41 protein-coding genes are annotated in these 25,459 nt (G+C 68.3%); 5 read left to right on the plus strand and 36 right to left on the minus strand.

Going from position 1 to position 25,459, the window contains the following annotated elements:
* Positions 1 to 40: 40 nt before the first annotated feature.
* The 36 genes from FHX45_RS12710 to rpsL form a co-directional block, all read right to left on the minus strand.
* Positions 41 to 1,108, minus strand: a complete 1,068-nt coding sequence (locus FHX45_RS12710; RefSeq protein WP_167100472.1) for a DNA-directed RNA polymerase subunit alpha — start codon at positions 1,106 to 1,108, stop codon at positions 41 to 43.
* Positions 1,109 to 1,199: 91 nt separating this feature from the next.
* Positions 1,200 to 1,805, minus strand: coding sequence for a 30S ribosomal protein S4 (rpsD, locus tag FHX45_RS12715; RefSeq protein WP_017986634.1), 606 nt, complete (start codon positions 1,803 to 1,805; stop codon positions 1,200 to 1,202).
* Between the two features lie 23 nt (positions 1,806 to 1,828).
* On the minus strand, positions 1,829 to 2,230 hold the full coding sequence (gene rpsK / locus FHX45_RS12720; protein ID WP_017986633.1) for a 30S ribosomal protein S11: 402 nt from the start codon (positions 2,228 to 2,230) through the stop codon (positions 1,829 to 1,831).
* 18 nt (positions 2,231 to 2,248) lie between these two features.
* Positions 2,249 to 2,455, minus strand: coding sequence for a hypothetical protein (locus tag FHX45_RS12725; protein WP_167100475.1), 207 nt, complete (start codon positions 2,453 to 2,455; stop codon positions 2,249 to 2,251).
* Entirely contained in the window at positions 2,452 to 2,832 is a 381-nt protein-coding gene (rpsM, locus tag FHX45_RS12730; RefSeq protein WP_017986631.1) for a 30S ribosomal protein S13, read from the minus strand. Before rpsM ends, FHX45_RS12725 begins: the two co-directional genes overlap by 4 nt.
* Positions 2,833 to 3,040: 208 nt before the next feature.
* Positions 3,041 to 3,154 carry a 50S ribosomal protein L36 gene (rpmJ, locus tag FHX45_RS12735; protein ID WP_004558882.1) on the minus strand — a complete coding sequence of 38 codons (114 nt, stop codon included), beginning with the start codon at positions 3,152 to 3,154 and terminating at the stop codon, positions 3,041 to 3,043.
* A gap of 32 nt (positions 3,155 to 3,186) precedes the next feature.
* Positions 3,187 to 3,408 (minus strand): translation initiation factor IF-1, encoded by a 222-nt coding sequence (gene infA / locus FHX45_RS12740; protein WP_005443304.1) that lies wholly within the window; start codon positions 3,406 to 3,408, stop codon positions 3,187 to 3,189.
* 237 nt (positions 3,409 to 3,645) lie between these two features.
* A complete protein-coding gene (map, locus tag FHX45_RS12745) occupies positions 3,646 to 4,458 on the minus strand; it encodes a type I methionyl aminopeptidase (protein ID WP_341771444.1) in 813 nt (270 codons plus the stop codon).
* The gene (locus FHX45_RS12750) at positions 4,455 to 5,009 is read right to left on the minus strand and encodes an adenylate kinase (RefSeq protein ID WP_167100478.1); all 555 of its coding nucleotides are present in this window, start codon (positions 5,007 to 5,009) and stop codon (positions 4,455 to 4,457) included. Before FHX45_RS12750 ends, map begins: the two co-directional genes overlap by 4 nt.
* On the minus strand, positions 5,006 to 6,313 hold the full coding sequence (gene secY, locus FHX45_RS12755; protein ID WP_167108853.1) for a preprotein translocase subunit SecY: 1,308 nt from the start codon (positions 6,311 to 6,313) through the stop codon (positions 5,006 to 5,008). The genes FHX45_RS12750 and secY overlap by 4 nt, the downstream gene beginning before the upstream one ends.
* Positions 6,314 to 6,607: 294 nt before the next feature.
* Positions 6,608 to 7,345 carry a hypothetical protein gene (locus FHX45_RS12760; RefSeq protein ID WP_167100481.1) on the minus strand — a complete coding sequence of 246 codons (738 nt, stop codon included), beginning with the start codon at positions 7,343 to 7,345 and terminating at the stop codon, positions 6,608 to 6,610.
* A gap of 102 nt (positions 7,346 to 7,447) precedes the next feature.
* Positions 7,448 to 7,894 (minus strand): 50S ribosomal protein L15, encoded by a 447-nt coding sequence (rplO, locus tag FHX45_RS12765; protein ID WP_167100484.1) that lies wholly within the window; start codon positions 7,892 to 7,894, stop codon positions 7,448 to 7,450.
* Complete coding sequence (gene rpmD / locus FHX45_RS12770; protein ID WP_017986623.1) at positions 7,891 to 8,076, minus strand: 50S ribosomal protein L30; 186 nt, start codon at positions 8,074 to 8,076, stop codon at positions 7,891 to 7,893. The genes rplO and rpmD overlap by 4 nt, the downstream gene beginning before the upstream one ends.
* A gap of 1 nt (position 8,077) precedes the next feature.
* A complete protein-coding gene (rpsE, locus tag FHX45_RS12775) occupies positions 8,078 to 8,707 on the minus strand; it encodes a 30S ribosomal protein S5 (protein ID WP_167100487.1) in 630 nt (209 codons plus the stop codon).
* Positions 8,708 to 8,744: 37 nt separating this feature from the next.
* The gene (rplR, locus tag FHX45_RS12780) at positions 8,745 to 9,170 is read right to left on the minus strand and encodes a 50S ribosomal protein L18 (protein ID WP_167100490.1); all 426 of its coding nucleotides are present in this window, start codon (positions 9,168 to 9,170) and stop codon (positions 8,745 to 8,747) included.
* Positions 9,171 to 9,172: 2 nt separating this feature from the next.
* Complete coding sequence (gene rplF, locus FHX45_RS12785) at positions 9,173 to 9,712, minus strand: 50S ribosomal protein L6 (RefSeq protein ID WP_167100493.1); 540 nt, start codon at positions 9,710 to 9,712, stop codon at positions 9,173 to 9,175.
* A gap of 17 nt (positions 9,713 to 9,729) precedes the next feature.
* A complete protein-coding gene (gene rpsH / locus FHX45_RS12790; protein WP_020417564.1) occupies positions 9,730 to 10,128 on the minus strand; it encodes a 30S ribosomal protein S8 in 399 nt (132 codons plus the stop codon).
* A 74-nt stretch (positions 10,129 to 10,202) separates the two neighbouring features.
* Entirely contained in the window at positions 10,203 to 10,388 is a 186-nt protein-coding gene (locus FHX45_RS12795; RefSeq protein ID WP_091505019.1) for a type Z 30S ribosomal protein S14, read from the minus strand.
* Positions 10,388 to 10,951 carry a 50S ribosomal protein L5 gene (gene rplE / locus FHX45_RS12800; RefSeq protein WP_017986617.1) on the minus strand — a complete coding sequence of 188 codons (564 nt, stop codon included), beginning with the start codon at positions 10,949 to 10,951 and terminating at the stop codon, positions 10,388 to 10,390. The genes FHX45_RS12795 and rplE overlap by 1 nt, the downstream gene beginning before the upstream one ends.
* Positions 10,951 to 11,265 (minus strand): 50S ribosomal protein L24, encoded by a 315-nt coding sequence (rplX, locus tag FHX45_RS12805; RefSeq protein WP_017986616.1) that lies wholly within the window; start codon positions 11,263 to 11,265, stop codon positions 10,951 to 10,953. Before rplX ends, rplE begins: the two co-directional genes overlap by 1 nt.
* On the minus strand, positions 11,265 to 11,633 hold the full coding sequence (gene rplN / locus FHX45_RS12810) for a 50S ribosomal protein L14 (protein ID WP_017986615.1): 369 nt from the start codon (positions 11,631 to 11,633) through the stop codon (positions 11,265 to 11,267). Before rplN ends, rplX begins: the two co-directional genes overlap by 1 nt.
* 77 nt (positions 11,634 to 11,710) lie before the next feature.
* A complete protein-coding gene (gene rpsQ / locus FHX45_RS12815) occupies positions 11,711 to 12,022 on the minus strand; it encodes a 30S ribosomal protein S17 (RefSeq protein ID WP_208400287.1) in 312 nt (103 codons plus the stop codon).
* The gene (gene rpmC, locus FHX45_RS12820) at positions 12,022 to 12,270 is read right to left on the minus strand and encodes a 50S ribosomal protein L29 (RefSeq protein ID WP_017986613.1); all 249 of its coding nucleotides are present in this window, start codon (positions 12,268 to 12,270) and stop codon (positions 12,022 to 12,024) included. The genes rpsQ and rpmC overlap by 1 nt, the downstream gene beginning before the upstream one ends.
* Positions 12,270 to 12,689, minus strand: a complete 420-nt coding sequence (rplP, locus tag FHX45_RS12825) for a 50S ribosomal protein L16 (protein WP_017986612.1) — start codon at positions 12,687 to 12,689, stop codon at positions 12,270 to 12,272. Before rplP ends, rpmC begins: the two co-directional genes overlap by 1 nt.
* A gap of 3 nt (positions 12,690 to 12,692) precedes the next feature.
* The gene (gene rpsC, locus FHX45_RS12830; protein WP_167100496.1) at positions 12,693 to 13,538 is read right to left on the minus strand and encodes a 30S ribosomal protein S3; all 846 of its coding nucleotides are present in this window, start codon (positions 13,536 to 13,538) and stop codon (positions 12,693 to 12,695) included.
* The gene (gene rplV, locus FHX45_RS12835; RefSeq protein ID WP_026153758.1) at positions 13,538 to 13,939 is read right to left on the minus strand and encodes a 50S ribosomal protein L22; all 402 of its coding nucleotides are present in this window, start codon (positions 13,937 to 13,939) and stop codon (positions 13,538 to 13,540) included. Before rplV ends, rpsC begins: the two co-directional genes overlap by 1 nt.
* A 31-nt stretch (positions 13,940 to 13,970) precedes the next feature.
* Entirely contained in the window at positions 13,971 to 14,252 is a 282-nt protein-coding gene (rpsS, locus tag FHX45_RS12840) for a 30S ribosomal protein S19 (RefSeq protein WP_017986609.1), read from the minus strand.
* An 18-nt stretch (positions 14,253 to 14,270) separates the two neighbouring features.
* Positions 14,271 to 15,104 (minus strand): 50S ribosomal protein L2, encoded by an 834-nt coding sequence (rplB, locus tag FHX45_RS12845; protein ID WP_167100499.1) that lies wholly within the window; start codon positions 15,102 to 15,104, stop codon positions 14,271 to 14,273.
* Positions 15,105 to 15,119: 15 nt separating this feature from the next.
* Positions 15,120 to 15,431 (minus strand): 50S ribosomal protein L23, encoded by a 312-nt coding sequence (gene rplW, locus FHX45_RS12850; protein ID WP_167100502.1) that lies wholly within the window; start codon positions 15,429 to 15,431, stop codon positions 15,120 to 15,122.
* The gene (gene rplD / locus FHX45_RS12855) at positions 15,428 to 16,123 is read right to left on the minus strand and encodes a 50S ribosomal protein L4 (RefSeq protein WP_167100505.1); all 696 of its coding nucleotides are present in this window, start codon (positions 16,121 to 16,123) and stop codon (positions 15,428 to 15,430) included. Before rplD ends, rplW begins: the two co-directional genes overlap by 4 nt.
* Positions 16,120 to 16,776, minus strand: a complete 657-nt coding sequence (rplC, locus tag FHX45_RS12860; protein WP_167100508.1) for a 50S ribosomal protein L3 — start codon at positions 16,774 to 16,776, stop codon at positions 16,120 to 16,122. Before rplC ends, rplD begins: the two co-directional genes overlap by 4 nt.
* 31 nt (positions 16,777 to 16,807) lie before the next feature.
* On the minus strand, positions 16,808 to 17,113 hold the full coding sequence (rpsJ, locus tag FHX45_RS12865; protein WP_003883485.1) for a 30S ribosomal protein S10: 306 nt from the start codon (positions 17,111 to 17,113) through the stop codon (positions 16,808 to 16,810).
* A 365-nt stretch (positions 17,114 to 17,478) separates the two neighbouring features.
* Complete coding sequence (tuf, locus tag FHX45_RS12870) at positions 17,479 to 18,672, minus strand: elongation factor Tu (RefSeq protein WP_167100511.1); 1,194 nt, start codon at positions 18,670 to 18,672, stop codon at positions 17,479 to 17,481.
* 130 nt (positions 18,673 to 18,802) lie between these two features.
* On the minus strand, positions 18,803 to 20,902 hold the full coding sequence (gene fusA / locus FHX45_RS12875; protein ID WP_167100514.1) for an elongation factor G: 2,100 nt from the start codon (positions 20,900 to 20,902) through the stop codon (positions 18,803 to 18,805).
* Positions 20,903 to 20,966: 64 nt separating this feature from the next.
* Complete coding sequence (rpsG, locus tag FHX45_RS12880; RefSeq protein ID WP_017986602.1) at positions 20,967 to 21,437, minus strand: 30S ribosomal protein S7; 471 nt, start codon at positions 21,435 to 21,437, stop codon at positions 20,967 to 20,969.
* On the minus strand, positions 21,437 to 21,811 hold the full coding sequence (rpsL, locus tag FHX45_RS12885; RefSeq protein WP_003102113.1) for a 30S ribosomal protein S12: 375 nt from the start codon (positions 21,809 to 21,811) through the stop codon (positions 21,437 to 21,439). The genes rpsG and rpsL overlap by 1 nt, the downstream gene beginning before the upstream one ends.
* Positions 21,812 to 22,318: 507 nt before the next feature.
* Between rpsL and FHX45_RS28065 the strand changes: the two genes are divergently transcribed.
* The 5 genes from FHX45_RS28065 (at position 22,319) to FHX45_RS12910 (ending at position 25,458) form a co-directional block, all read left to right on the plus strand.
* Positions 22,319 to 22,927, plus strand: a complete 609-nt coding sequence (locus FHX45_RS28065; protein WP_167100517.1) for a YbaB/EbfC family nucleoid-associated protein — start codon at positions 22,319 to 22,321, stop codon at positions 22,925 to 22,927.
* Positions 22,924 to 23,271, plus strand: coding sequence for a type VII secretion target (locus FHX45_RS12895; RefSeq protein ID WP_341771445.1), 348 nt, complete (start codon positions 22,924 to 22,926; stop codon positions 23,269 to 23,271). Before FHX45_RS28065 ends, FHX45_RS12895 begins: the two co-directional genes overlap by 4 nt.
* Complete coding sequence (locus FHX45_RS12900; protein ID WP_167100520.1) at positions 23,264 to 24,313, plus strand: WXG100 family type VII secretion target; 1,050 nt, start codon at positions 23,264 to 23,266, stop codon at positions 24,311 to 24,313. Before FHX45_RS12895 ends, FHX45_RS12900 begins: the two co-directional genes overlap by 8 nt.
* A gap of 225 nt (positions 24,314 to 24,538) precedes the next feature.
* On the plus strand, positions 24,539 to 25,114 hold the full coding sequence (locus FHX45_RS12905; protein WP_167100523.1) for a YbaB/EbfC family nucleoid-associated protein: 576 nt from the start codon (positions 24,539 to 24,541) through the stop codon (positions 25,112 to 25,114).
* Entirely contained in the window at positions 25,114 to 25,458 is a 345-nt protein-coding gene (locus FHX45_RS12910; protein ID WP_167100526.1) for a WXG100 family type VII secretion target, read from the plus strand. The genes FHX45_RS12905 and FHX45_RS12910 overlap by 1 nt, the downstream gene beginning before the upstream one ends.
* The last annotated feature ends 1 nt before the right edge of the window (position 25,459 follow it).

Raw genomic sequence — 25,459 nt, forward strand, 5'->3', positions numbered from 1 at the left:
CCGCCCCGCACGCATCACCGAGCGGGGCGGGCCGCCGTCCTTACAGCTGCTCCGTCTCTGCGTAGTCCTGGCCGTCGTCGTGGCCGTTGTCCGACAGACCGCCGACACCCTCGGCGGACCAGCTCTCGCCGCCCTCGTAGGACGCGGCAGCCGCGGTCGGGTCGAACCCGGGCGGGCTGTCCTTCAGCGAGAGGCCGAGACCGACGAGCTTCATCTTGACCTCGTCGATCGACTTCGCACCGAAGTTGCGGATGTCGAGCAGGTCGGCCTCGCTGCGCGAGACCAGCTCGCCGACCGTGTGGATGCCCTCGCGCTTGAGGCAGTTGTACGACCGGACGGTCAGGTCCAGGTCCTCGATCGGCATCGCGTAGGCGGCGATGGTGTCCGCCTCCTGCGGCGACGGCCCGATCTCGATGCCCTCGGCGTCGACGTTGAGCTCCCGGGCCAGGCCGAACAGCTCGACCAGCGTCTTGCCGGCGGAGGCGACGGCGTCGCGCGGGGTGATCGACGGCTTGGTCTCGACGTCCAGAATCAGCTTGTCGAAGTCGGTGCGCTGCTCGACACGGGTCGCCTCGACCTTGTAGGTGACCTTCAGCACCGGCGAGTAGATCGAGTCGACCGGGATCCGGCCGATCTCGGCACCCGCCTGCTTGTTCTGCTGAGCAGGCACGTAACCGCGGCCGCGCTCGACGACCAGTTCGATCTCCAGCTTGCCCTTGCCGTTCAGCGAGGCGATGTGCAGATCCTGGTTGTGCACGGTGACACCGGCGGGCGGGACGATGTCCGCCGCGGTGACCTCACCCGGGCCCTGCTTGCGCAGGTACATGGTGACCGGCTCGTCCTCCTCGGAGGAGACGACCAGTTCCTTGAGGTTCAGGATGATGTCGGTGACGTCTTCCTTCACCCCGGGGACCGTGGTGAACTCGTGCAGCACGCCGTCGATGCGGATGCTGGTGACCGCCGCGCCCGGGATGGACGACAGCAGCGTGCGCCGCAGCGAGTTGCCGAGGGTGTACCCGAACCCGGGCTCCAGCGGCTCGATGGTGAACCGGGACCGGGTCTCGTTGATCGGCTCCTCGCTGAGGGCCGGTCGCTGGGAAATCAGCACTTTCTTCTCTTCCTTTCCTGCCGGCGCCCGCCATATGACGCCGAAAGGGATGGCGAAGCGGCGGCGCGCGGGTGCGCGCCGCCGCTGCCGATCACTTCGAGTAGTACTCGACGATCAGCTGTTCCTGGACCGGAACGTCGATCTGCGCCCGCTCGGGGAGCTGGTGCACCAGGATGCGCAGGTTCGACGGCACGACCTGCAGCCAGCCGGGGATCGGCCGGTCGCCGAAGGACTCCTTGGCGGCCACGAAGGGCAGCATCTGGAGCGACTTCGGCCGCACGTCGATGATGTCGAACTTCTCGACCTGGTAGCTGGGGATGGTCACCTTCACGCCGTTGACGGTGAAGTGACCGTGCGCCACCAGCTGACGCGCCTGACGGCGGGTCCGGGCCAGACCGGCCCGGTACACGACGTTGTCCAGGCGCGACTCGAGGATCTGCAGCAGGTTCTCACCGGTCTTGCCGGGGCGCCGCGCGGCCTCCTTGTAGTAGCGGCTGAACTGCCGCTCCAGGACACCGTAGGTGTAGCGCGCCTTCTGCTTCTCCTGCAGCTGGAGCAGGTACTCGGATTCCTTGACCCGGCCGCGGCCGTGCTGGCCGGGCGGGTACGGGCGGCGCTCGAAAGCCTGGTCGCCGCCGACGAGGTCAACCTTGAGGCGCCGCGAGATGCGAGTCGCGGGGCCGGTGTAGCGAGCCATGTGTTGTTACTCCTCCCCGTTCCTCAGACCCGGCGCCGCTTGGGCGGGCGGCAGCCGTTGTGAGGCTGCGGGGTCACGTCCTGGATGGTGCCGACCTCGAGACCGGCGGCCTGCAGCGAGCGGATCGCCGTCTCCCGGCCGGAACCCGGGCCCTTGACGAACACGTCGACCTTCTTCATCCCGTGCTCGGCGGCCTTGCGGGCCGCGTTCTCGGCGGCCATCTGGGCGGCGAACGGGGTGGACTTGCGGGAGCCCTTGAAGCCGACGTGGCCGGACGAGGCCCACGAGATCACGGCACCGTTCGGGTCGGTGATCGACACGATCGTGTTGTTGAACGTGCTCTTGATGTGCGCGTGGCCGTGGGCCACGTTCTTCTTTTCCTTCCGCCGGACCTTCTTGGCCCCGGCGCGAGCCTTGGGTGGCATGTGGGTGGTGTCTCCTGCCTAACGCGAGTTTTCGGTCTGTGCGGCGGCCGCGGCGGCCTCGCGGGCCTCCTGCTGGCCACGCCGGATCAGCGAACCGGCGTCGGTGTAGAGCTGGCGAAGCGCCATCGGGCGGGCATACAGGGCCTTCGGCGAGACGCACGAATTGTTGCGGCGGCGCATCTGCCCGGCGCCGGTCCGCACGACCTTCTTGCCCTGGACGCTCACTTCTTGCCAGCCTTCTTCTTGCCGGCGACCGTCTTCTTGGGACCCTTGCGGGTGCGGGCGTTGGTCTTGGTCCGCTGACCGCGGACGGGCAGACCGCGGCGCCACCGCAGGCCCTCGTAGCAGCCGATCTCGATCTTGCGACGGATGTCGGCCTGCACCTCGCGGCGGAGGTCACCCTCGACCTTGAAGTTCTCTTCGATGTGATCCCGCAGCTTGACGAGGTCGTCGTCGGTGAGGTCGCGGACCCGGGTGTCCGGGTTCAGCGACGTCGCCGCGATGAGCTCCTTCGAGCGGGTACGACCGATGCCGTAGATGTAGGTCAGCGCGATCTCCAACCGCTTCTCGCGGGGGAGGTCGACGCCGGCGAGTCGTGCCATGGCGCTTGATGCTCCTTGTCGGTGTTCGTCGCTCCAGGTGTTCTCCCCGCCCGGTTCCGGGACCGACTCGCACGTCGTCCGGTGCACTTGCGTGCCCGGTGTCCCGGCCCCGGCCTGGAGTCCGGGGGTCGGCCGGTTCGCTCACGCGACCCGGCAGGTGCGGGGAGGGTGTTCAGCTGTCCGTCCGCTCTGCGTGTGCAGGCGGTGATCAGCCCTGCCGCTGCTTGTGCCGCAGGTTCTCGCAGATCACCATGATCCGGCCGTGGCGGCGGATCACCTTGCACTTGTCGCAGATCTTCTTGACGCTCGGCTGGACCTTCACGTCTCCTGCTTCCTTATGCGTTGCTCACCGTGTCACTTGTAGCGGTAGACAATGCGCCCGCGAGACAGGTCGTACGGCGACAACTCGACGACAACCCGGTCCTCCGGGAGGATGCGGATGTAGTGCTGCCGCATCTTGCCGCTGATGTGCGCCAGGACCTTGTGACCGTTCTCCAACTCGACTCGGAACATCGCGTTGGGGAGTGGCTCGATGACCCGACCCTCGACCTCGATGGCCCCGTCTTTCTTAGCCATGTCCTCCGCGTTTCGTGACTTGGTAGAGAGCGTTCGGCTTCTCTCGGTGTAAGCGCACACGCCACACCGACCCCTGAGAACCCGAACATTTACGAGCACGTTGGAACCGGCGTGATGAGTACGCCGACTAGACAGTGTACGCAGCCGGTGTCGCACCTCGCGAGGCGGGGTGGGATGTGGTAGGCGATGTCACCCCTACGATACCCCGCGCCGCGGGCGACGGGAGGAAACCGCAGGTCAGGCGTCTTCGGGGAGGGTCAGGACGCGGGGGCCGTCCTCGGTCACCGCGACGGTGTGCTCCCAGTGGGCGGCACGGGAGCCGTCCGCGGTCACGACGGTCCAGCCGTCCTCGAGCTCGACCGTCTCGGCGCTGCCGCCGGTCAGCATCGGCTCGATCGCCAGGGCCATGCCGGGCTTGAGCCGCGGCCCCTTGCCGGGCTTGCCGACGTTCGGCAGGAACGGCTCCATGTGCATCTCGGTGCCGATGCCGTGCCCGCCGTACTCGACGATCTGGCCGTAGTCGATGCCGTCGGCGGCGGCCGACGTCTCCGCCGAGGTCTGCACCGCGTGCGAGATGTCGGTGAGCCGTGCGCCGGGCACCGCGGCCTCGATACCGGCGAGCATCGCCGCGCGGGTGGCCGCGGAGAGGGCCTGGTCGGCCGGTGCGACGGTGCCGATCGCCAGGGTCACGGCGGAGTCGCCGTGCCAGCCGTCGAGGATGGCGCCGCAGTCCACGGACAGCAGGTCCCCGTCGGCGAGCACCGTCGACGAGGCGGGGATGCCGTGCACGATCTGCTCGTTCACGGAGGCGCAAATGGAGGCCGGGAAGCCGTGGTAGCCCTTGAACGAGGGCACCGCCCCGGCCGCCCGGATGGTTTGCTCGGCGATCTCGTCGAGGTCGGCCGTGCTGACGCCGGGCTTGGCGGCCTCGGCGACCGCCGCGAGGGTGCGGGCCACCACGATCCCGGCGGCCCGCATCGCGTCGAGCTCGCCCGGCGTCTTGATCTCGATGCCGCGGTGGCGGCGGAGCACGGAAGGCACCAGGTTCACGCGCGCGCGTCGAGGGCGTTCACGATCCGCGAGGACACCTCGTCGACCTCGCCGACGCCGTCCACCTTGACCAGGATGTCCCGGTAGTAGTCGAGCAGCGGGGCGGTCTCCGACTGGTAGACCTGCTGCCGCCGACGGATGACCTCTTCGGTGTCGTCCGTGCGGCCGCGGCCGAGCAGGCGCTCGACCAGCACGTCCTCCGGCACGTCCAGCTGGATCACGGCGTCGAGCTCGCTGCCCGACTCCGCCAGCATCTCGCCGAGGACCTCGGCCTGCTTGGCGTTGCGCGGGAATCCGTCCAGCAGGAAGCCGGCCTTGACGTCGGACTCGGCCAGGCGCTCGCGGACCATCTCGTTGGTGACGCTGTCCGGGACCAGCTCGCCGGAGTCGAGGTAGCGCTTCGCCTCCTCGCCCAGCGGCGTCTGCTCCGCGACGTGGGCGCGGAAGAGGTCACCGGTGGAGATGTGCGGGATGGAGAGCCGCTGCGACAGCGCTACCGCCTGAGTTCCCTTTCCTGCTCCGGGCGGGCCGACAAGAACCAGGCGCGTCATCGCAAGAACCCTTCGTAATTCCGCTGCATCAGCTGGCTTTCGATCTGCTTCACCGTGTCCAGTCCGACGCCGACCATGATCAGCACGGCGGTACCGCCGAACGGGAAGTTCTGGTTGTTGCCCTCCTGCGTGATCGACAGGAAGAAGTTCGGCAGGATCGCGATGATGCCGAGGTAGAGCGACCCGGGGAAGGTGATCCGGCTGAGCACGAAGCTCAGGTATTCGGCGGTCGGCCTGCCGGGCCGGATGCCCGGGATGAAGCCGCCGAACTTCTTCATCTCCTCCGCGCGCTCGTCCACGTTGAACGTGATGGTGATGTAGAAGTACGTGAAGAAGATGATCAGCGCGAAGTACAACAGGATGTGCACCCAGTTGGACTGGCTGACCAGGTAGGTCTTCACGAACGCCTGCCAGCCCGACCCGCTCGTCGGGTCACCGAACAGCCGGCTGATCAGGTCGGGCAGGTACAGCAGGGACGAAGCGAAGATGACCGGGATGACGCCGGCCTGGTTCACCTTGATCGGCAGGTAGGTCGACGTGCCGCCGTACATCCGGCGGCCGATCATCCGCTTGGCGTACTGCACCGGGATCCGGCGCTGGCCCTGCTCGACGAAGATGACGCTGGCGATGATCACCAGGCCGAACACGCACACCAGCGCGAACACGATGCCGCCCTGGCCGCTGAGGATGGCGCCACCCTCGGCGGGGATCCGGGCCGCGATGTTCAGGAAGATCAGCACCGACATGCCGTTGCCGACGCCGCGCTCGGTGATGAGCTCGCCCAGCCACATCATGACCGCGGTACCCGCCGTCATCGTGACGACGATGAGCGCCAGCGAGAAGATGCTGTTGTCCGGGATGATCGCCTGCTCGCACGAGGGGAACAGCAGGCGGCGGTCGGCGAGCGCCACGACACCGGTCGCCTGCAGGATCGCCAGCGCAATGGTGAGGTACCGGGTGTACTGCGTCAGCTTGTTCTGGCCGGCCTGGCCTTCCTTCTTCAGCTCCTCGAACCGCGGGATGACGACGGTGAGCAGCTGGATGATGATGCTGGCCGTGATGTACGGCATGATGCCGGTCGAGAAGATCGACAGCTGCAGGAGCGCCCCGCCGCTGAACAGGTTCAGCAGGGAGTAGATGCCCGACTGGTCGGCACCGGCCTGGCAAGCCTGCACATTGGGATAGGAGACCCCGGGCGCCGGCGTGACCGCACCGATCCGGTAGACGGCCACGATCAACAGCGTGAACAGGATCTTCTTGCGCAGGTCCGGCGTGGCGAGAGCCGAGCGAAAGGCGCTGAGCACGCGGGGGACCTCCTCGGCGTCGCCGGTGGGTGTCACCGGCGATCGGCTTGGCCGGCACAGGGGCCGGCAGGAACACCATGTCGCTGGCAAGCCAGCAGCGCTCCGGGGCACGAATTACCCCGCAGCGCGTTCGTCCGACTCTAACAGCCGGGCGTTGCAGGCCTGTGAGGTAGGCCGTGTTATGCGGTGGCACGGCCGGCGCTCCGGCCATCCGGAGCAGGACGGCTTCCCGCGGACGCGGGCGGTGGCTGAACGGCGCGAGCCGGTTCCGGCCGCGGAACACCGCCCCGGCGGCTACCGGTCGCCGTGGGGGAACCCGGGCGACGGCGGATAGTGCTGGTAGCCCCCGCCGCCGGGCGGCTGCGGGGCGCGCCGGTACGGGTCGGCCGTGGGCCACTGGGGCGGCGCGGCGAACGGCGGCTGGTGCCCCTGCGGCAACGGAACGCCGTACCGCGGAGTGGTCACGTCGGACCGGGGCGCGCGGCGGAGCGCGGCCAGGACCGCCGACGCGATGCTCGCCACCGCAGCTCCCCCGACGAGCCAGAACCCGAGCCCGAAGCTGTCCGCCGTCGCGAAACCACCGATCCCGGCGGCCGCGCCCGTCGGCCGGAAGCTCTCGTGCAGGCTGACCCCCTGCAGGGCGATCCCCAGGGCCGTCGCCATCAGGAACGCCGATCCCACCGCCGTCAGCAGCGCCGCGGCGAACTTCCGGCCGGGCGGCGATGCCCGCCGCGCCGCCGCCAGCCCCACCACGGCCGCGACGAGCAGCAGCAGCCCGGCCACGGCCAGCGGGTACCCGTTCCGCACCGGGCTGCCGAACGTGCCGGCCGGCACACCGGGCCGGACCGTCTCCGCGGACAACCCCCACCCGGTCACCGCGATCGTCAACTGGGTCTCACCCTGGAACAGCAGCGAACCCTGGAACAACGGCAGGAGCGAACCCGTCACCGCCGAGGCGGCGGCCAGCAGCGCCAGCACCGCCCCGGCGACCCGGCCGCCCTGGCGGCCGCTCGGCGCCGGTGGACGAACCACGGGTGGCCCCGGAACCGACATCATCCGATGGTGACACCCGGGCCGGACAAAAGGAACGGCCCGCCGGTCACGAAGACCGGCGGGCCGTGCCCGTCGAACAGGTCAGAGCTCGGTGGCCGAGCCGCCCGCCGCCTCGAGCTTCTCCTTCGCGGACGAGGAGAACTTGTCGGCGGTGACGTTCAGCTTCACGCCGTTCAGGTCACCGTTGCCGAGGACCTTCACGAGCTCGTTCTTGCGGACCAGCCCGCGCGCGACCAGCTGCTCCTTGGTGACGTCGCCACCGTCCGGGAAGGCCCGGGCGATGTCACCGACGTTCACCGGCTGGTATTCGGTGCGGAAGCGGTTCTTGAACCCACGCAGCTTCGGCAGCCGCATGTGGATGGGCATCTGCCCACCCTCGAACCCGGCGGGCACGTTCTTCCGGGCCTTGGTGCCCTTCGTACCGCGACCGGCGGTCTTGCCCTTCGAACCCTCACCACGACCGACGCGGATCTTCTCCCGCTTCGAGCCCGGGGCCGGGCGCAGGTGGTGGATCTTGATGGCCGTCATGCCTGGACCTCCTCAACAGTCACGAGGTGGCGGACGGTGTGGATCAGACCGCGGACCTCCGGGGTGTCCTCGCGCACCACGGACTGCCGGATCTTGCGCAGCCCGAGGGTCCGCAGGGACTCCCGGTGGTTGTGCTTGGTGCCGATCTTGCTCTTGACCTGGGTCACCTTGAGCTGAGCCATGTCAGACCCCCTGTCCCGCGCGCTGACGCAGCATCCGGGCCGGGGCGACGTCCTCGAGCGGCAGACCGCGACGAGCCGCCACCTCCTCCGGGCGCTGGAGACCCTTCAGGGCCGCCACCGTCGCGTGCACGATGTTGATCGCGTTGTCGGAGCCGAGCGACTTCGACAGCACGTCGTGCACGCCCGCGCACTCCAGCACCGCACGCACCGGGCCACCGGCGATGACACCGGTACCGGCGCTGGCCGGGCGGAGCAGGACCACACCGGCGGCCTCCTCACCCTGGATCGGGTGCGGGATGGTGCCGGCGATCCGGGGCACGCGGAAGAAGTTCTTCTTCGCTTCCTCGACGCCCTTGGCGATGGCCGCGGGAACTTCCTTGGCCTTGCCGTAGCCGACGCCGACCTGACCGTCGCCGTCACCCACGACCACGAGGGCGGTGAAGCTGAAGCGACGACCACCCTTCACGACCTTGGCGACGCGGTTGATCGCGACGACGCGCTCGAGGTGCGGGGTCTTCTCCTGGCCGGCCCCGCCACGGCCACCGTCGCGACGGTCGCGGCGGTCACGACGGTCGCGGTCGTTGCCGCCCGGACCGCCCTGCCCACCGGACTGCCGTGTACGTCCCGGCATCAGGCTTTCCTTCCATTCGCGAGCATGTGCATGGTTCTCAGAACTCCAACCCCGCCTCGCGAGCGGCGTCGGCCAGCGCGGCGATCCGGCCGTGGTAGCGGTTGCCACCGCGGTCGAACACGACGCTGGAGATGCCCGCACCCTTCGCGCGGGCGGCCACGAGCTCGCCGACCTTGGCGGCCTTGGCCTTCTTGTCGCCCTCGAGCGCACGCACGTCGGCCTCGAGGCTCGACGCCGAGGCCAGGGTGTGCCCGGCCACGTCGTCGATCACCTGGACCGTGATGTGCCGCGAGGACCGGTGGATGACCAGCCGGGGCCGCGCAGCGGTCCCGCCGACCTTCTTGCGAAGCCGGAAGTGACGGCGCGCCTTCGCGACGCGGCGCCGGGTCGAGATGTCCTTGCCGACCGGCTTCCGCTTCTTCGTCGACGGCTGAGCCGTCAATGTGCTCTGCGTTTCGCTCATCACTACTTACCCGTCTTTCCGACCTTGCGACGGATGCGCTCACCCTCGTAGCGCAGCCCCTTGCCCTTGTACGGGTCCGGACGGCGAAGCCGGCGGATCACCGCGGCGATCTGGCCGACCTTCTGCTTGTCGATACCGGACACCGAGAACCGGGTCGGGGTCTCGACCTTGAAGGTGATGCCTTCCGGCGCCTCGATCAGCACGGGGTGGCTGTAGCCGAGGGCGAACTCGAGGTCGCTGCCCTTGGCCTGGACGCGGTAACCGACACCGTGGATCTCGAGCTTCTTCTCGTAACCCTCGGTGACACCCACGACCAGGTTGTTGACCAGCGTGCGGGTCAGCCCGTGCAGGGCACGGCTCTCCCGCTCGTCGTCCGGGCGCTTCACCAGCAGCGCACCGTCCTCACCGCGCTCGACCCTGATCGGCTCGGCGACAGTGTGGGAAAGGGTCCCCTTGGGCCCCTTCACCGAGATGTTCTGGCCGTCGATGGTCACCTCGACCCCGGAAGGGACGGTGATCGGCTGCTTACCGATGCGCGACATGCCTGCTCTCCCTTCCGTTACCAGACGTAGGCGAGGACTTCCCCGCCCACACCGTTGCGCTTGGCCTGCCGGTCGGTCTGAAGGCCGCCCGACGTCGAGATGATCGCGATGCCCAGCCCGCCCAGCACGCTCGGCAGCTCGGTCGACTTGGCGTACACCCGCAGACCCGGCTTGGACACCCGGCGCAGACCGGCGATGCTGCGCTCGCGGTTGCGGCCGTACTTCAGTTCCACGATGAGGTTCTTGTGCTTCTCACCCGGCTCGTCCCGGTAGCCCGAGATGTAACCCTCGCGCTTCAGGATCTCGGCGATGTTCGCCTTGAGCTTCGAGTGGGGCACCACGACCTCGTCGTGGTACGCCGAGTTGGCGTTGCGCAGACGTGTCAGGAAGTCTGCGATGGGGTCGGTCATCGTCATGGTGACCTTCAACCTTTCTCGCCTGGTTCCCCCTGCTCAGAGGGCCTGTGGCGAAGTGGGAGCTTCTGTCGTTCCTACCAGCTGGACTTGGACACACCGGGCAGCTCGCCCGCGTGCGCCATCTCGCGCAGGCAAACCCGGCACAGTCCGAACTTGCGGAACACCGAGTGGGGCCGGCCGCACCTGTTGCAGCGCGTGTAGGCACGCACCTTGAACTTCGGCTTGCGGGCCGCCTTGGCGATCAGAGCCTTCTTGGCCATCAGTTCTCCTTGAACGGGAAGCCGAGCTTGCGGAGCAGCGCGCGGCCCTCGTCGTCGGTGGTAGCGGTGGTGACAACGGTGACGTCCATGCCGCGCGGGCGGTCGATGGAGTCCGGGTCGATCTCGTGGAACATCGACTGCTCGTTGAGACCGAAGGTGTAGTTGCCGTTGCCGTCGAACTGCTTGGCCGACAGCCCGCGGAAGTCACGGATACGCGGCAGCGCGATCGTCAGCAGCCGGTCCAGGAACTCCCACATGCGGTCGCCGCGCAGGGTCACGCGCGCACCGATCGGCTGGCCCTCACGCAGCTTGAACTGCGCGATGGACTTGCGGGCCCGGCGCACCTCGGGCTTCTGACCGGTGATGGCCGCGAGGTCGCGGATCGCACCGTCGATCAGCTTGCTGTCCCGCGCGGCGTCGCCGACACCCATGTTGACGACGACCTTGACCACGCCCGGGATCTGGTGGACGTTCTCGTAGCCGAACTCGCTGCGGAGCTCGCCCTTGATCTCTTCGCGGTACCGCGTCTTCAACCGCGGCACGATCTTCTCTGCGGTCGTCATCAGATGTCCTTACCGGTCCGGCGCGAGATGCGAACCTTCTTGCCGTCCTCGCCGATGCGGTAACCCACGCGGGTCGGCTTGCCGTCGGAGTCCACGACCATCACGTTCGACACGTGGATCGGGGCCTCCTGGGTCACGATGCCGCCGGACTGCGCGCCGCGCTGGGTCTGCGAGATCCGGGTGTGCTTCTTGATCCGGTTCACGCCCTCGACCAGCACCCGCTGACGCTCCGGGTAGGCCTTGATGACCTTGCCCTTGGCGCCCTTGTCCTTGCCGGCGATGACGACGACCGTGTCGCCCTTCTTCACCTTCATCAGAGCACCTCCGGCGCCAGCGAGATGATCTTCATGAACTTGCGGTCACGCAGCTCGCGGCCGACCGGTCCGAAGATGCGGGTGCCACGCGGCTCGTTGTCGTTCTTGATGAGCACCGCGGCGTTCTCGTCGAACTTGATGTAGGAGCCGTCCGGGCGACGCCGCTCCTTCGTCGTGCGGACGACGACGGCCTTGACCACGTCACCCTTCTTCACCCCGGCAGCCGGGATGGCGTCCTTGACGGTGGCGACGATGATGTCGCCGATACCCGCGTAGCGCCGTCCCGAGCCACCGAGCACGCGGATGCAGAGGATCTCCTTGGCACCCGTGTTGTCGGCGACTCGCAGCCGCGACTCCTGCTGGATCACGTCAACTCCTGTATGTCGCGCCGGTTCTCAGCTGACTGAGCCTGGCGGAACGGAGGAGGCCCGAGATGGGCCTCCGATTACTTGGCCTTCTCCACGATCCGCACGAGCCGCCACCGCTTGGTGGCCGAGGTCGGGCGGGTCTCCATGAGGATCACGCGGTCACCGATACCGGCGGTGTTCTCCTCGTCGTGCGCCTTCACCTTGCTGGTGGTGCGCAGGACCTTGCCGTACCGGCGGTGCTTCTTGCGGTCCTCGAGCTCGACCACGATCGTCTTGTCCATCTTGTCCGAGACGACGTAGCCCTCACGGACCTTGCGGTAGTTGCGATCGGTCGCGGAAAACACAGCGCTCTGGTCCGTGCCCGCGAGCTCTGGGGTCTGCTCACTCATCAGGCAGCACCTTCTTCATTCTCGGCGTCGGGGGAAACGGACAGACCGAGCTCGCGCTCCCGCATGACCGTGTAGATCCGAGCGATGTCGGCACGGACGGTGCGGAGGCGGCGGTTGTTGTCCAGCTGCCCGGTAGCCATCTGGAAGCGGAGGTTGAACAGCTCCTCCTTGGCCTCCTTCAGGCGCAGCACGAGCTCCTCGTTGGTGAGCTCACGCAGCTCTGCGGCGGCGACACCAGCCTGCGCCATCAGAACTCACCACCTTCACGGGTCACGATGCGGCACTTCATGGGCAGCTTGTGGATCGCGCGGCGCAGCGCCTCCCGAGCCTGGGCCTCGTTCGGGAAGCTCAGCTCGAACATGACGCGGCCCGGCTTGACGTTCGCGACCCACCACTCGGGCGAGCCCTTACCGGAACCCATGCGGGTTTCGGCCGGCTTCTTGGTGAGCGGGCGGTCCGGGAAGATGTTGATCCACACCTTGCCGCCACGCTTGATGTGCCGGGTGATGGCGATACGAGCGGACTCGATCTGCCGGTTGGTCACGTAGTGGTGCTCAAGCGCCTGGATGCCGTACTCACCGAAGGTGACCTTCGTGCCGCCCTTGGCGGCACCGGCGCGCTTCGGCGAGTGCTGCTTGCGGTGCTTGACCTTGCGTGGGACGAGCACGCCTCAGCCCTCCGTCTTCTCGGCCGCGTCCGGCGAGCCCTGCGCGGGCGCCTCGCTGGTCGCGACATCCGTGTCGGCCTTCGCGGCGGCAGCGGCGCGGCCGGCTTCGGTCGAGGTCGGCGTCGTGCCCTGGGCGCCGGACCGGCGCGGGCGCGACGGACGCTCCCGGCGCGGACGCTCGTTGGCGGCCGCGGCGTCCCGCTCGGCCTTGGCCTTGAGGCCGCCGACCAGGTCGCCCTTGTAGATCCACACCTTCACGCCGATGCGGCCGAAGGTGGTGCGGGCCTCGAAGAAGCCGTAGTCGATGTCCGCGCGCAGCGTGTGCAGCGGGACCCGGCCGTCGCGGTAGTGCTCCGACCGCGACATCTCGGCACCGCCGAGACGGCCGCTGCACTGCACGCGGATGCCCTTGACCTGCGACGAACGCATGGTCGTCTGGATCGCCTTGCGCATCGCGCGGCGGAACGCCACGCGGTTGGACAGCTGCTCGGCGACGCCCTGCGCGACGAGCTGGGCGTCGGCCTCGGGGTTCTTCACCTCGAGGATGTTCAGCTGCACCTGCTTGCCGGTCAGCTTCTCCAGCGAGCCGCGGATCCGGTCGGCCTCCGCGCCGCGGCGGCCGATCACGATGCCCGGGCGCGCGGTGTGGATGTCGACGCGCACGCGGTCACGGGTGCGCTCGATCTCGACCTTGGAGATGCCGGCGCGCTCCATGCCGGTGGAGAGCAGCTTGCGGATCTTGACGTCCTCGGCCACGTACTCCGCGTACTGCTTGTCGGCGTACCAGCGCGACTTCCAGTCGGTGGTGATTCCCAGCCGGAAGCCGTGCGGGTTGATCTTCTGGCCCACTAGCGGCCACCTGCCTTCTTCTTACCGCTCTTCTTGGCCTCGGGACGCGACTCCACCTCGACGGTGATGTGGCTGGTCCGCTTGCGGATCCGGTACGCACGGCCCTGGGCGCGCGGCTGGATGCGCTTGAGGGTCGGTCCCTCGTCGGCGTACGCGTTCTTCACGAACAGCGTGTCCGGGTCCAGGTTGAGGTTGTTCTCGGCGTTGGCCACGGCGCTGGCGAGCACCTTCGCCACCGGCTGGCTCGCCGCGTACGGCGAGAACCGGAGCACGGCGAGGGCTTCGGCGGCGCTAAGACCCTTGATGAGCTCGATCACCCGGCGCACCTTCGTCGGCGAGTCCCGGACGAAGCGAGCCCGCGCCACGGCCACCTGGGCCGGAGCGGTTTCTGGGGCTGTCATCGCTTGCTTTCCCTAACTCTCGTGTGCCCGCTCAGCGGCGGCGCGACTTCCGGTCATCCTTGACGTGACCCTTGAAGGTCCGCGTCGGAGCGAACTCACCCAGCTTGTGGCCGACCATGGCCTCGCTGACGAACACCGGCACGTGCTTGCGGCCGTCGTGCACCGCGATGGTGTGACCCAGCATGTCCGGGATGATCGTGGACCGGCGGGACCAGGTCTTGATCACCGTCTTCTTGCCCGACTCGTTGAGCGCGTCCACCTTCTTGAGCAGGTGGTCGTCCACGAACGGGCCCTTCTTCAGGCTACGCGGCATGTTGTCTTACCTCCCTGCTCAGCGCTTCTTGCCGGTACGCCGGCGGCGGACGATCAATGCGTCGGACGGCTTGCGACGGCGGGTGCGGCCCTCCGGCTTGCCGTTCGGGTTGACCGGGTGGCGACCACCCGAGGTCTTGCCCTCACCACCACCGTGCGGGTGGTCGACCGGGTTCATGACGACACCCCGGACGGTCGGGCGCTTGCCACGCCAGCGGTTGCGGCCCGCCTTGCCCCAGTTGATGTTCTGGTGCTCGGAGTTGCCGACCTCGCCGACGGTGGCGCGGTTGCGCACGTCCACGTTGCGGATTTCGCCCGAGGGCATCCGCAGCTGGGCGTACGGGCCGTCCTTGGCCACCAGCTGCACGCGGGCGCCGGCCGAGCGGGCGATCTTCGCGCCGCCGCCGGGGCGGAGCTCGATCGCGTGCACCACGGTGCCGACCGGGATGTTGCGCAGCGGCAGGTTGTTGCCCGGCTTGATGTCGGCGCGCGGGCCGGCTTCGACCTTGTCGCCCTGCTTCAGCTTGTCCGGCGCGATGATGTAGCGCTTCTCGCCGTCGGCGTAGTGCAGCAGCGCGATGCGGGCGGACCGGTTGGGGTCGTACTCGATGTGCGCGACCTTGGCCGGGATGCCGTCCTTGTCGTTGCGCCGGAAGTCGATGACCCGGTAGGCCCGCTTGTGGCCGCCACCCTTGTGGCGGGTGGTGATCTTGCCCGAGGAGTTGCGGCCGCCGCTCTTGCTCAGCGGGCGAAGCAGCGACTTCTCCGGCTCCGACCGGGTGATCTCGGCGAAGTCCGACACGCTCGAGCCACGGCGGCCCGGGGTGGTCGGCTTGTACTTACGAATACCCATGACAGCTTCCGTCCCTTACGCGGCGGGTCCGCCGAAGATCTCGATCGGCTTGCTCTCGGCGGACAGCGTCACGACGGCGCGCTTGACGGCCTTGCGCTTGCCGAAGCCGTAGCGGGTCCGCTTGCGCTTGCCCTGCCGGTTCAGCGTGTTCACGCTGACCACCTTGACGCCGAAGATCTGCTCGACGGCGATCTTGATCTGCGTCTTGTTGGCGTCCGGCCGGACCTCGAACGTGTACTTGTGGTCCTCGAGGAGCCCGTAGGACTTCTCGGAGATCACCGGCGCGAGCACGATGTCACGAGGGTCCGGGATGGCGACGCTGCTCACTGCGCTTCACTCCCTTCAACCTCACTGGCCCGAGCGGAAGCCTTGGCCGCCTTGCCCTTGACCGGGCCGGCGATGAAGGCGTCGTACGCGGCCTTGGTGAACACCACGTCGTCGTTGACCAGCACGTCGTAGGTGTTGAGCTGGTCGGGGTTGATCAGGTGCACGTTCGGCAGGTTGCGGGCGGACAGCCAGCCCTGCTCGTCCTCGCGGTGCAGCACGACCAGCAGGCGCTTGGCCTGGGTCACGGCAGCGAGGGCCTTCTTCGCCTCCTTGGTGTTGGGCTTCTCACCCGACACCAGCTCGGTGATGACGTGCACCTGGCCGGCGCGCGCCCGGTCGGAGAGGGCACCGCGGAGGGCGGCGGCCTTCATCTTCTTCGGGGTGCGCTGCGTGTAGTCGCGCGGCGTGGGGCCGTGGACGGTGCCACCGCCGGCGAACTGCGGGGCGCGGGTCGAACCCTGGCGGGCGCGGCCGGTGCCCTTCTGGCGGTACGGCTTCTTGCCGCCGCCGGAGACCTCGCCGCGGGTCTTCGTGTCGTGCGTGCCCTGGCGCGCGGCGGCCTGCTGGGCCACCACGACCTGGTGCATCAGCGGCACGTTGGCCTGGACGTCGAAGATCTCCGCGGGGAGCTCGACGGTGCCACCGGAGACGCTGCCGCCGCCGGCCGGGTCTTTCAATTCGATCGTGGTCATGCGGTCGCACCACCCTTCGCGGCGGTCTTGACGAAGACGAGGCCGCCCTTGGGACCGGGGACGGCGCCCTTGATCAGCAGCAGGCCATCTTCGGCGCGCACGTCGTGGATCGTCAGGCCCTGGGTCGTGACCTTGGCGCCACCCATGCGGCCGGCCATCCGCAGGCCCTTGAACACACGGCCCGGGGTGGCGCAGCCACCGATCGAACCGGGGGCGCGGTGCTTGGCCTGGTTACCGTGGCTGGCGCCCTGGCCCTTGAAGCCGTGGCGCTTCATGACACCGGCGTAGCCCTTGCCCTTGCTGGTGCCCGTGACGTCGACGCGGGAGCCCGCGGGGAACACCTCGGCGGTGATCTCCTGGCCCACCTCGTAGCTGTCGACGTCGGTCGTGCGCAGCTCGGCGAGGTACCGCCGCGGGGTCACGCCCGCCTTCTGGAAGTGGCCGGTCTCCGGCTTGTTGACCTTGCGCGGGTCCACGGCGCCGAACGCCAGCTGCACGGCCTGGTAGCCGTCGTTGTCCTGGGTACGGATCTGGGTCACCACGTTCGGCCCGGCCTGGACGACGGTCACCGGGACGATCCGGTTGTCCTCGCCGAAGACCTGGGTCATGCCGAGCTTGGTGCCCAGGATGCCCTTTACTTGCCTGTCAGACATGAGTCTCTTATCTCCGCCGCTCGCCCAACGCTTACTGGATGTTGACGTCGACGCTCGCCGGGAGGTCGATGCGCATGAGCGCGTCGACCGTCTTCGGCGTCGGGTCGAGGATGTCGATCAGCCGCTTGTGCGTGCGCATCTCGAAGTGCTCGCGCGAGTCCTTGTACTTGTGCGGCGAGCGGATGACGCAGTAAACGTTCTTCTCGGTGGGCAGCGGCACAGGTCCGACGACCGAGGCGCCGGTGCGCGTCACCGTCTCGACGATCTTGCGCGCGCTGGCATCGATCGCCTCGTGGTCGTAGGCCTTGAGCCTGATGCGGATCTTCTGTCCCGCCATGGTCGCAGCTCGTTCCTTCGTCTTGTGCCGCTATCTCTACCCGCGCTTTCGCGCCGGTTTCCGCACGTCAACGCCCTCGCGTCCGATCCACGCGGTCGGGCGTGTCGCGCCCGCTGCGCAGACTGATCCCGCAGGAGGATCGTCGTCGTGCCGGTTGGTCTTCACCGCGAGACGGCCGTGCCGGCCATCTGACGCGCCCGCGGTCTCCCCCTTGGAGAAACCCACGGACCAAGGCCACTCGCGCCGGGGCGGCCGATTTCTCTGCAGATATCGGCCGCCCCGCAACGAGCAACTCAACTAGTGTCGCACACGTGCTTTCGCAACCCGGCCCCGGGGTGCTATAGCGCCCCGGGGCCGGTACGAAATCACTTGATGATCTTGGTGACCTGGCCCGCGCCGACGGTCCGGCCACCCTCGCGGATGGCGAACCGCAGACCCTCGTCCATGGCGACCGGCTGGATGAGCGACACCTTGATCTCGGTGTTGTCACCCGGCATGACCATCTCGGTGCCCTCGGGGAGGGTCACGACGCCGGTCACGTCGGTCGTCCGGAAGTAGAACTGCGGGCGGTAGTTGTTGAAGAACGGCGTGTGTCGGCCACCCTCGTCCTTGGACAGGATGTAGACCGAACCCTCGAACTCCGTGTGCGGAGTCGTGGTGCCGGGCTTCACGACGACCTGGCCGCGCTCGACGTCCTCGCGCTTGATACCACGCAGCAGCAGACCGACGTTGTCACCGGCCTGGCCCGAGTCGAGCAGCTTGCGGAACATCTCGACACCGGTGACAGTCGTCTTCTGCGACTTCTCCTTGATGCCGACGATCTCGACCTCTTCGTTGACGTTGATCTGGCCGCGCTCCACGCGACCGGTCACGACGGTGCCGCGGCCGGTGATGGTGAAGACGTCCTCGATCGGCATCAGGAACGGCTTGTCGAGGTCACGCACCGGGTCCGGCACGTTGTCGTCGACGGCCTGCATGAGCTCCAGAACCGACTCCGACCACTTCGGGTCGCCCTCGAGGGCCTTCAGGCCGGAGACCTTGACCACCGGGGCGTCGTCGCCGGGGAACTCCTGCGAGGACAGCAGCTCGCGGACCTCCAGCTCGACCAGCTCGAGGATCTCCTCGTCGTCGACCATGTCGGCCTTGTTCAGCGCCACGACGATGTAGGGCACACCAACCTGGCGGGCGAGCAGCACGTGCTCACGGGTCTGCGGCATCGGGCCGTCGGTCGCGGCGACCACCAGGATCGCGCCGTCCATCTGGGCGGCACCGGTGATCATGTTCTTGATGTAGTCCGCGTGACCGGGGGCGTCCACGTGGGCGTAGTGGCGCTTCTCGGTCTGGTACTCGACGTGCGAGATGTTGATCGTGATACCGCGCTGCTTCTCTTCCGGCGCGTTGTCGATCTGGTCGAACGCCCGGGACTCGTTGAGCTCCGGGTACTTGTCGTGCAGAACCTTGGTGATCGCCGCGGTCAGCGTGGTCTTGCCGTGGTCGACGTGACCGATGGTCCCGATGTTGACGTGCGGCTTGCTCCGCTCGAACTTCGCCTTCGCCACTGGAATGTCCTCCTGGACTCTTGCTTTGCTTCACCGGACGGCGTGGCAGCCGAACGGCGACTCAATCTGGTCGGTTGTGCGGACCCTAGGGGAGGCCCCTGTGCGCGCCCGCGTTGGGTGCTGCGGGGTGTTACTCCCCCGTCGCCTTCGCGATGATCTCCTTCGCGACGTTCGACGGAACCTCGGCGTAGGAGTCGAACGTCATCGAGTAGTTCGCCCGACCCTGGGTACGAGACCGCAGGTCGCCGACGTACCCGAACATCTCGGACAGCGGAACCAGTGCCTTCACGACCCGGGTGCCTGCCCGCTCGTCCATGGCCTGGATCTGGCCACGGCGCGAGTTGAGGTCGCCGATGACGTCACCCATGTAGTCCTCGGGGGTGGTCACCTCGACAGCCATGACCGGCTCCAGCAGAACCGGGCTGGCCTGGCGCGCGGCCTCCTTGAGCGCCATCGAACCGGCGATCTTGAAGGCCATTTCCGACGAGTCGACCTCGTGGTAAGCGCCGTCCAACAGGGTCACCTTCAGCCCGACCAGCGGGTAACCGGCGAGGACACCGTACTGCATGGCGTCCTGGGCACCGGCGTCCACCGACGGGATGTACTCCCGCGGCACGCGGCCACCGGTGACCTTGTTGTCGAACTCGTAGAGGGCGCCGTCACCGGTGGACAGCGGCTCCAGCTTGATGATCACGCGCGCGAACTGACCGGAACCACCGGTCTGCTTCTTGTGCGTGTACTCGTGCTTCTCGACCGTGCGGCGGATCGTCTCGCGGTAGGCGACCTGCGGCTTACCGATGTTCGCCTCGACCTTGTAGTCGGACTTCATGCGGTTGACCAGCACCTCGAGGTGCAGCTCGCCCATGCCCGCGATGATCGTCTGACCGGTCTCCTCGTCCAGCTGGACCTGGAAGGTGGGGTCCTCCTCGGCCAGCTTCTGGATCGCGGTCGACAGCTTCTCCTGGTCGGCCTTCGTCTTGGGCTCGATGGCCACCTTGATGACCGGCTCCGGGAAGGTCATCGACTCGAGCACGATCGGGTTCTGCGGGTCGCACAGGGTGTCACCGGTCGTGGTGTCCTTCAGGCCGATGACCGCGTAGATGTGGCCGGCCTGGGCCTCGTCGACCGGGTTCTCCTTGTTGGAGTGCATCTGGAAGAGCTTCCCGATGCGCTCCTTGCGCTCCTTGGTCGAGTTGATGACCTGCGCGCCGGCGGCGACCTTGCCCGAGTACACCCGGACGTAGGTCAGCTTGCCGAAGAACGGGTGCGCGGCGATCTTGAACGCCAGAGCCGCGAACGGCTCGTCGACCGACGGCTTGCGCGACGCCGGGGTCTCACCGTCGGTGAGGGTGCCCTCGACGGCCGGGACGTCCAGCGGCGACGGCAGGTAGTCGATCACCGCGTCGAGCATGGGCTGCACGCCCTTGTTCTTGAACGCGGAACCGCACAGCACCGGGTACGCCTCGCGGGCGACGGTCAGCTTGCGGATGCCGGCCTTGATGTCGGCCTCGGACAGCTCCTCGCCGCCGAAGTACTTCTCCATCAGGGCGTCGTCGGTCTCCGCGACGGCCTCGATCAGCTTGTCGCGGTACTCCGCGGCCTTGTCGGCGAGGTCGGCCGGGATCTCCTCGACCTCGTAGTCCTCGCCCTTCTTGACCTCGCCCCGCCAGGTCAGCGCCTTCATGCGGACCAGGTCGATGACGCCCTGGAAGTCGCTCTCGGCACCGATCGGCAGCTGGATGACCAGCGGGCGGGCACCGAGGCGCTCCTCGATGGTGCGCACGGTGAAGTAGAAGTCCGCGCCCAGCTTGTCCATCTTGTTGACGAAGCAGATGCGCGGGACCTCGTACTTGTCGGCCTGGCGCCAGACCTGCTCGGACTGGGGCTCGACACCCTCCTTGCCGTCGAAGACGGCGACCGCACCGTCGAGCACCCGCAGCGAACGCTCCACCTCGACGGTGAAGTCGACGTGGCCGGGGGTGTCGATGATGTTGATCTGGTGGTCGGCCCAGAAGGTGGTGGTAGCAGCCGAGGTGATGGTGATACCCCGCTTCTGCTCCTCCTCCATCCAGTCCATCGTCGCGGCGCCGTCGTGCACCTCGCCGATCTTGTAGTTGATCCCGGTGTAGAACAGGATCCGCTCGGTGGTGGTGGTCTTACCGGCGTCGATGTGAGCCATGATGCCGATGTTGCGGACCTTGTTCAGGTCGGTCAGCACGTCGCGTGCCACTGCACTGTTCCCCTGTCTCGAAGCTTGGGGCCCGGCCTGGCTTGTCTCGGCAGCCGGGCTACGTTCACCACCGGTAGTGGGCGAACGCCTTGTTGGACTCGGCCATCTTGTGGGTGTCCTCGCGGCGCTTCACGCTGGCCCCGAGGCCGTTGCTCGCATCGAGCAGCTCGTTCTGCAGACGCTCGATCATGGTCTTCTCGCGGCGGGCCCGCGAGAAGCTGACGATCCAACGCAGCGCAAGGGTGGTCGAGCGGCCGGGCTTGACCTCGATCGGCACCTGGTAGGTGGCACCACCGACGCGGCGGCTCTTCACCTCGATGCTCGGCTTCACGTTGTCCAGCGCACGCTTGAGCGTGACGACGGGGTCCGTGCCGGTCTTCTCCCGGGCACCTTCCAGCGCGCCGTACACGATGCGCTCGGCCAGCGATCGCTTGCCGTCGGTCAGCACCTTGTTGATCAGCTGGGTGACCAGCGGGGAACCGTAGACCGGGTCGGAGATCAGCGGCCGCTTCGGGGCCGGACCCTTGCGGGGCATTAGCTCTTCTCCTTCTTCGCGCCGTACCGGCTGCGCGCCTGCTTGCGGTTCTTCACACCCTGGGTGTCGAGCGAACCGCGGATGATCTTGTAGCGAACGCCGGGCAGGTCCTTCACACGACCACCGCGCACGAGCACCATCGAGTGCTCCTGCAGGTTGTGGCCCTCGCCCGGGATGTAGGCGGTGACCTCGATGCCGCTGGTCAGCTTCACACGCGCGACCTTGCGCAGCGCCGAGTTCGGCTTCTTGGGCGTCGTGGTGTACACGCGAGTGCACACGCCACGCCGCTGCGGACTCCCCTTGAGGGCCGCGGTCTTCTGCTTGGCAGCCTTGTCCTGGCGGCCCTTGCGGACCAGCTGCTGGATCGTGGGCAATGGACCAGCCTTCTGTCGCGTCTTGCTTGTTCCGTCTTTGTTTCTCCCCGGTCCCCGAGGTCGGGCGTGTCGGCCCGCGTCTGGGCCTTCCGGCCGTTAACGTTCCCTCGGATTTTCCGCGGAGCTCCGCTTCGCCGCGGCCGTCGCCACGATGCCGGAGCATCCCCGCTTGGCCGAAAAGCACGCAGAGCGGCCCGACACATGCCGGGCACAGTCGTCAAAGATACCCGCCCGTGGACAAGGGGACGACTTGGGGGTCGTTTCCGGCACGAGGAGGGCGCAGATGGCGCTGTCCCAGCTTATCCGATCGAACCCGCCCGCGGGGCTCGCCGGAGATCATGTTCCACCGCGCACCTGCATGGGGTGCAACGCGCGACGGCCCGCGACCATTCCCCCGACCAGGGGTCCGGCGGGCATTTTCGGAGATTTCGCCCACCCGGTCGGCGACTGCCGCCATGCTTGGACCACGCGACCCCGGAGTCGCGCGACATCGTGGGGAGGTTCGTCGTGTCACCCGAGTTCGATCGGCTCGTGGCCCAGTTCGAGCAGTTCCGGTCCCGGTTGCGGCGGGCCGACGAGCGGTTCGCCGCCGTCGGCCGGATGAGTCAGGAGCTGGCCGGGCTGGAGGTGGTCGCCACCTCGCCCGACCGCGCGGTCACGGTCGTCGCCGGCCCGTCCGGCGCGATCAAGGACATCCGGCTCACCGAGCAGGCGATGCGCCGGCCGCCGCAGGCGCTGTCCACCGCGCTGATGACCACCCTGCGGCAGGCCGTCGCCGAGGCCGCGCGGCGACAGGCCGGAATCGTGGAGAACGCGGTCGGTGGCGAGATGAACCTCACCGACCAGGTGCTCGAGACCCAGGCCCAGCTGTTCGGGACCACCGCCGAGGAGCTGCGCGCCACGATGGGGCGGACCACGCCCGCACCGGCCTCCCCGGCTCCGCAGGCGGAGACTGCGCCCGCGGACCCGGCTCCCGCGCGCCGTCCCGGCCACGAGGAAGGCGAAGACTTCTCGCAGGAGGACTTCTTCGACGACAAGGCGTCACCGGCTCCCCCGCCCCCGCCCGAGGACCACCAGGACGACGACTTCCTCGGCCTCGACGAGGAGGACCGGTGAGCGCGGGCGGCTACTCGGTCGATCCCGCCGCGCTGACCAGGTACTCCGGCGAACTGAACGCCAACCGGGCCGCGGTCGCGCAGGTCACCGGCAAGGTCGGCCAGGCCGACGTGGGCGACAGGTCGTGGGGCCTGGTCGGGCTGTTCGTCAAGCACCAGTACACCGAGCTGCTGACCGATCTGAAGGGCCTGCTCAAGGACATGGAAACCGGTCTGGGCTCCGCCTCGGCCAAGATCGCGGACGCCGCCCGGGCGTACCGGGAGGCGGACGACACCCACGGGCGTGCCCTGGCCGAGATCGCCGAGCAACTGGACGACGTCATCGTGGGTGATCTCAATGGCTGAGGGGGAAGTGGCGGACCCGCTGGGCGCCATCGAGATCGAGCCCGAAAAGACCTACGGCGAGAAGTTCGCCGAGGCGCTGCCGGTCGCCGGCGCCGCGATCAAGACGTTCGACAGCGGCACGAAGGCTTTCGAGGACGGCAACTTCCAGTTCGCCGAAATCCGGAACGTGGCCGCGGAGGGCGGCAACTTCGTCCAGTCCTGCCTGGACGTCAAGGAGATCGCCACCGACCCGATCGGGTGGCTCGTCGGTGAGGGCCTGGACTTCCTGGTGTCGGTGTGCGGACCGCTGCAGGACGCGATCCACTTCGTGAGCGGCGACGGCGAGGAGCTGTCCCGGGCCGCGGACAACTTCAACTCCATCGCCGAGGGACTCGAGGAGTTCGGCAAGCTGTTCGCCGACCAGGCGGAGACCGCGTTGTCCGGCTGGGAAGGCCAGGCGGCGAACACGGCCGCGGACAAACTGGGGCAGTTCGCGGGCGGCGTCGGCGGGGTAGCCGCGCAGGCCGGGAACATCGCCCAGCTGCTGCAGATCTCGAGCATGGTGATGACCGTCGTCGAGGAGTTCGTGAAGGGCCTGCTCACCGAGCTCATCACGTGGCTGGTGATGATCTGGGTACCCGCGCTGGCCTCGGCGATCGTCACCTGCGGCGCGTCCACCGCGGCCGCGGGTGCCGCCACCACCGTCCGGGTCACGCAGGCCGGCGGCCGCGCGACCCGGCAGATCGGCAAGCTCCAGCAGATCCTCGACCGGATCAGGGAAATCCTCGCCGATCTGAAGACCTTCGTGACCGACGTGCGCGGAGTAGCCGGGAGGGCGCTGGACGCCAGGCGCGTGGAGACGGCCGCGCGAGGTGCGGTCGGTGAGCGTCTGCACGACGGGTTCGGCCGGTCCGTGCTGCGCAAGGTGGGCCAGACGTCCGCGGACCAGGTCAAGCTGACCAAGATTCCCGAGCACTTCGACGGTGTGAGCAAGGCCGTCGAGTACGGCGGCGTCGGCGAGCAGTCCACGACCGAGGAGACGAAGCAAGACCTGGACTTCTAGCCCCGGCGCGACCCACCGCAACCCGCCAATTCACCGCCCCCAACGGCGAACACGCCGCCCGCACGGGCGAACACGGCGCCCGCAGGGGCGAACACGCCGGCGGCGACCGGCGCCGGCGTGATGGCTGGCCCGGGCGGCGTGTTGGTCGTCGGGCGCCCGGGTTGAACACCGGTAGTGCATGATCCGGTACCGAAGGTGCGTTTTTTCCACCCGGGGAGGGACCGGATGCCCTACGGCAGCCACGGCGATCTGATCGACCACCTGCACCGCAAGCTCGGCGAGGCCGAGCAGCGCAAGCGCGACGGCGCGCGGCGGATGGCGGCGCTCACCCAGATGAAGGACCAGCTGAGCGCCCTGTCGGTCACGGTCTCGTCGCCGGACCGGTCCGTCACGGTCGTCGCGGGAGCCGGCGGCGGTGTGCGGTCGGTCCGCGTCAGCCAGGACGCACTGGACGGTAGCGCGATCCAACTGTCGTCCACGATCACCAGCACCATCCACGAGGCGGTCGCCGCGGCCGCCCGGCAGCAGGCGGTGATCGTGCAGGAGGCGCTCGGCGAGCAGAGCACCGTGCTGGAATCGGTGCTCCAGACGCAGGCCGAGGCGTTCGGCACGACGGTCGCCGACCTCAAGGCGAAGCTGGCCGACGAGCGCCCGGTCGTCCCGCCACGCCCGATCGACCAGGGCGCGGACTTCACCGAGGAGGACTTCCTCGACGAACGGCCGGAGGAACGCCCCGCTCAACCGGCGCCCCGTCGGGAGGCGGGCGACGAGGACTACATCGACCCGTTCGCGGACGCGTGATGGCCGACGGGTTCCAGGTCGACGTCGACGCCCTCCGCAGGACGGCGGCGCAGCTGAGTGGCCGCACCGAGAAGGTGTCGGAGCTGCAGCAGGCGGCGGCCGGGGCGGACGTGCCGCCGGTGTCGTGGGGTCTGCTCGGCGCACCCGTGCACGCGTTCTACGGACAGATGCTCGGCCACCTGAAAGACCACCTGAAAGAGATGTCCGACGGCTATACCGCGATCGGCACGAAACTGACCGGCGCGGCCGACGCCTACCAGGGGATGGACGACGAGGTGGTGGGCGCGTTCGGCGACCTCGGCGAACAGCTCGCGGAGACCGGCACCGGACCGGAGGTGAACTGAC

The sequence above is a fragment of the Amycolatopsis granulosa genome (assembly GCF_011758745.1).
Taxonomy (GTDB): domain Bacteria; phylum Actinomycetota; class Actinomycetes; order Mycobacteriales; family Pseudonocardiaceae; genus Amycolatopsis_E; species Amycolatopsis_E granulosa.